The sequence below is a fragment of the Desulfofundulus thermosubterraneus DSM 16057 genome, assembly GCF_900142025.1.
Taxonomy (GTDB): domain Bacteria; phylum Bacillota; class Desulfotomaculia; order Desulfotomaculales; family Desulfovirgulaceae; genus Desulfofundulus; species Desulfofundulus thermosubterraneus.
On sequence record NZ_FQZM01000080.1, the window covers coordinates 1 to 4409 of the forward strand.

Here is a 4409-nt window from a genome sequence, read left to right on the forward strand (position 1 = left end):
GCCTGTACTATTCCGTATCTCGGTGCCGCAATAACCCAATTAAAACTGGGGAATGTAGCAGGCGGCGTTACCTGGCTGTATTTCGGTTCGTTTTTTGCCTTTTGTTCGGCGTTGACTTATGCAGTAAATTATTTTGCAGGTATCTACGGTTGGGAAGTGGATGCCCGGATTCTGGGTTACGAATGGGCAATTTTGGCGCTGGTACTGATCTTAACAACCCCGATTTTTTTAAAGTTTGCGCCAGCAGCCGCTGCTTTGTCGGTTATGGCGGCTGACATTGGCCTTGCCAGTCTTGCCTTAATCTATTGGGGGGTTGCCGGTTCGTTCATGCTTCAGCTTAGCGGATGGTCTTTCTTTGTAGCAGGGTTTTTCGGTATTGTGATGGCTGTTGGAGGGATCCTTGGCGGAGCTGGTATGAAGTTTCCCATGGGTAGACCTCTGCTCAAATAATACTATAATTAAACACTAACATTCTCAGGGCGTAAGTATTCCGTATCAGTAAATCAGCTGAGGAGGTGGTAATTAGATATATTTTCATTACTATTGCTCTGGAAGTAATCACATTTTTCAACTAATCAAATTGACGCAGATCACTGTAAGGAGGATGGGTGCTATGGCCAGGTACAGAATTGGAATAGACGTAGGAGGAACTTTTACCGACGGTTTCTTCTTTGACGAAGAAACAAAAGAAATATTTATTACCAAGGTACCTTCCGTTCCCGCCAACCCGGACGAAGGAATCATCAACAATATCAAGGAATCGAGCGTTTCTATGTCAGATGTAAGTCTTTTTACGCACGGCACCACGGTGGCCACAAACGCCCTCATCACTCGCACACACCCTAAAACAGGAGCTGTATTCACGAAAGGTTTCCGTGATGTAAATGAAATCCGCCGCGCCGAAAAGCCAGATTTATGGGACCCCTATAAGGACGTTGCTCCTCCTTACATCCCCCGGCGTGACAGATTGGAAGTGGAGGAGCGGATTGATTACGCGGGCAATGTTTTAACTCCCCTAAACGAGGCGGAAGCCCGTCGGGTTGCGGAAATTTTTAGAAAGCGCGGGATGAAGGGGATCGCCGTTTGTTTTATCAATTCATATATGAACCCCGAACACGAGCTGAAAATGAAAAAAATTTTAGAGGAAGAGCTACCGGGGGTTTTTGTCTGCACGTCCAGCGAAACAGTTCCCGAAATATTCGAGCATGAACGGTTCAGCACAACAATCATAAACGCCTGCCTCGGCCCCGTAATGGGAGATTACATCGAGAGGCTGGCGAAGAGGTTACAAGATCTGGGCTATAGAGGGGATGTTTTAATCCTTCATTCCGGTGGTGGCGTAATGACTGCTTCAACCATACGGTATTACGCTGCCAGGGTGGGTCTCTCCGGACCCTGCGCCGGTGCCTGTGCAATGAGTTATATTGCCAGGTTGGCCGGATACCGTAGCGCCCTCGGGTTGGATATGGGGGGGACAAGCGCGGACATTTCCTTTATGTACGAAGGTGAGCTCAAAACAACCAATGAATGGTATGTAGAATTTGGCTACCCCATCCTTTTCCCGGCCATCGAAATTATCACCATCGGCGCAGGAGGCGGGAGCATAGCCTGGATCGACGAAGGCGGTTCTTTACGCAACGGCCCGCAGAGTGCGGGAGCTGACCCTGGACCAGCCTGTTATTTAAAAGGCGGAACAAACCCCACGAACACTGACGCCAATTTGTTGCTGGGGAGGTTAGGAAAGAGCCTCATCGGCGGAGGGATGCAACTGGACGTCGACGCAGCTTACAAAGCAGTCAAAGAAAAGATTGCCGATCCCCTGGGAATGGACCCGATCACGGCAGCACTCGCGATTATAAAAGTGGCCAACGCAAACATGTGCGACGCTTTAAGGCTGGTTTCCATAAGACGGGGATACGATCCGAGAGAAATTGCCCTTGTCGCTTTTGGTGGTGCAGGTCCTCTCCATGGAGCCTTTCTTGCCCAGGAAATGGATATACCCGTTGTTATTATACCGCGCTACCCGGGTATTACTTCAGCAATGGGGTGCTTACTTGTCAACATCAGGCACGACTTATCAAAAAACTACTTGGCGGATTTGTCAAAAGTTGATTTAAACGCTTTGGAAACTGAGTTTCAGCTTATGGAAAAGGAAGCCAGCGAACGATTAGACAGGGACGGTGTGCCAAAAGAAAAAAGAAAATTTACCAGGTACCTGGATATGCGGTACGTTGGCCAGTGGCGCTCACTTTCCATAACCTGCCCCAGCCCGATAATGAATCTGGATGAAATAGTCAGTTTATTCCACCAGGAACACAACCGGGCGTACGCTTATATGCACAGGCGGAGGGGAATTGAAATTTACGGATTAAGGCTGGTGGCGGAAGGAGAAGTGCTCAAGCCCGAACTGCCGAAAGCCCGAACAAAAGGCAAGGTTGAAGATGCCATAAAAGAAATCCGGCCGGTTTACTTCGAGGCCACCAAAGGCTTTACGGACACAAAGGTGTATGACCGGGAAAAATTGCCTGTGGGTGCCAAATTACAGGGGCCGGCCATAGTCGAGCAGTTTGACTCAACAACCGTTATTCCTCCTGGCCTGACGGCAACTGTGGACGAATACCTGAACATTATCATTAACGTGAGGGGTGAGTAGAGTGGAACTCAAGTGGTCGTCGCAAAGGCTCGATCCCGTTACCTTCGAAGTGTTAAAAAACGGCTTTGTAAATCTCGTCGACCAGATGGCTGCCCAGATCTTGAGGACCTGCTATTCCTTTGTTATTTACTGCCGTGACTTTAGCTGCTGCCTTAACGATAAAAACGGAGATACCGTCATGCAGGGGAGCTGGGACATTGCCGTACATGTTGGTACGCTCCATTTCACAGCTAAGTCGGTAATTGAAGCCTTTAAAGATAAAATTTACCCCGGCGACGTCTTTGCTATTAACGATCCTTATTTAGGAGGCACACATTTTTGCGATGTACGAATTATCCGGCCAGTATTTTATGAAGACGAATTGATTGCCTTCATGCAATGTAATGGACACTGGGCCGACGTCGGGGGAACGGTTCCCGGGTCTTTTGACATTCGCGCGAAGGAACATTACGGTGAGGGTATCCGGATCCCACCCGTAAAATTATGGGAGCGAGGGGTTTATCGTGAAGATGTAGCCCGTCTCCTGGTTGCCAACATGCGCGGGGAGGAAGACAGGCTGGGAGATATGCGCGCACAGGCAGAGGCAGCGCGGATTGGCGAATTGCAGCTGCTCCGGCTGATTAAAAAGTACGGAAAAGATACCGTCCTGGCCGCCTTTGAGGAATGCAAAGACTACGTTGAGCGCCTGGCGAGAAACCGCATTAAAGAATTACCAGAAGGCACCTGGGTAGTCGAAGATTACATTGACATGGATCCCGATAAAGGTGAAGGGCTCATTCCCATTCGCGTTTCTCTTACGATCAAAGACGGCCAACTCCACTACGACCTGGAGGGCACCCACCCCTACATTGGCTGTTTTCTTAACGCTACCTATGGTTCTGCGTATTCCGGCGTTGTTGCGGGGACGAAAATGCTTTTCCCGGATATTCCTCTTAACTCCGGGTTTTATCGAGTAGTTACGGCAAACCTACCCGAAGGCACTGTGGTCAATGCACCCTGGCCTATTGCTGTCACGGGTTTTTGTTCAGGAGCGTACGAAAAGATAATGAATGCCATTTTTGAAATATGGTCAAATATTTTACCTGAAAGAGCCATGGCCCCGTGTTTTAATCTGGAGTACCTTCTCGTAGGCGGATGGGACAACCGACCGGGATACAACTGTCATTTTATGTGGTACGACTGGATGGCTGGAGGCCATGGAGCCAGAAGCGATCGCGACGGGTCGAATTGTTCCGCGCCCATGTTTGGCGTCGGTTTGACCGTGCAACCTTGCGAAGGACAGGAAAGGTTAACCCCGGTGGTTACCTCCAAGCACGAAATTCTCACTGATTCTGGAGGTCCCGGAAAGTTCCGGGGCGGCTGCGGCCTGGTTAAAGGAGGGGCTCTGGGCAAGGTAGAACGCGCCGTGATGTCGTACTGTTGCGACCGATCCAGATCGATTAATATGGGTATTTTCGGCGGCCTGCCTTCGTATCCCCATGGTGTTATCCTCAACCCGGGAAAGGAATCGGAAAAATACCTGGGCGCAATATTCTCAAATTACCCCGTGAAGGAAGGCGATAGCTTTATCAGGCCATCCCAGGGCGGAGGAGGACTGGGGGATCCCCTGGAGAGAGACCCCAGGCGCGTGCTGGAAGATGTAATTGACGGCTACGTATCAATTGAAAGGGCGCGCAAAGACTATGGAGTTGTGATCAAAGTGATCGACGAGGATCTCTGCAAGTACGAAATAGACTTTGCCGCTACCGAAAAAGAA

Annotated in this window: 3 protein-coding genes; all 3 read left to right on the forward strand. The window is 49.7% G+C overall.

Annotated features, from left to right (window positions below):
• Window positions 1-450, forward strand: a 450-nt coding sequence (locus BUA65_RS18465; protein ID WP_072871621.1) for a hypothetical protein, incomplete at its 5' end; no start/stop codon positions are given.
• A 163-nt stretch (window positions 451-613) separates the two neighbouring features.
• The gene (locus BUA65_RS17325; RefSeq protein WP_072871623.1) at window positions 614-2653 is read left to right on the forward strand and encodes a hydantoinase/oxoprolinase family protein; all 2040 of its coding nucleotides are present in this window, start codon (window positions 614-616) and stop codon (window positions 2651-2653) included.
• 1 nt (window position 2654) lies between these two features.
• The coding region (locus BUA65_RS17330) for a hydantoinase B/oxoprolinase family protein (RefSeq protein WP_207543937.1) at window positions 2655-4409 on the forward strand (1755 nt) is incomplete at its 3' end.

Coding starts and splice junctions, on each gene's coding strand:
- BUA65_RS17325 (WP_072871623.1), top strand. CDS start 614: ATGGCCAGGTACAGAATTGGAATAGACGTAGGAGGAACTTTTACCGAC.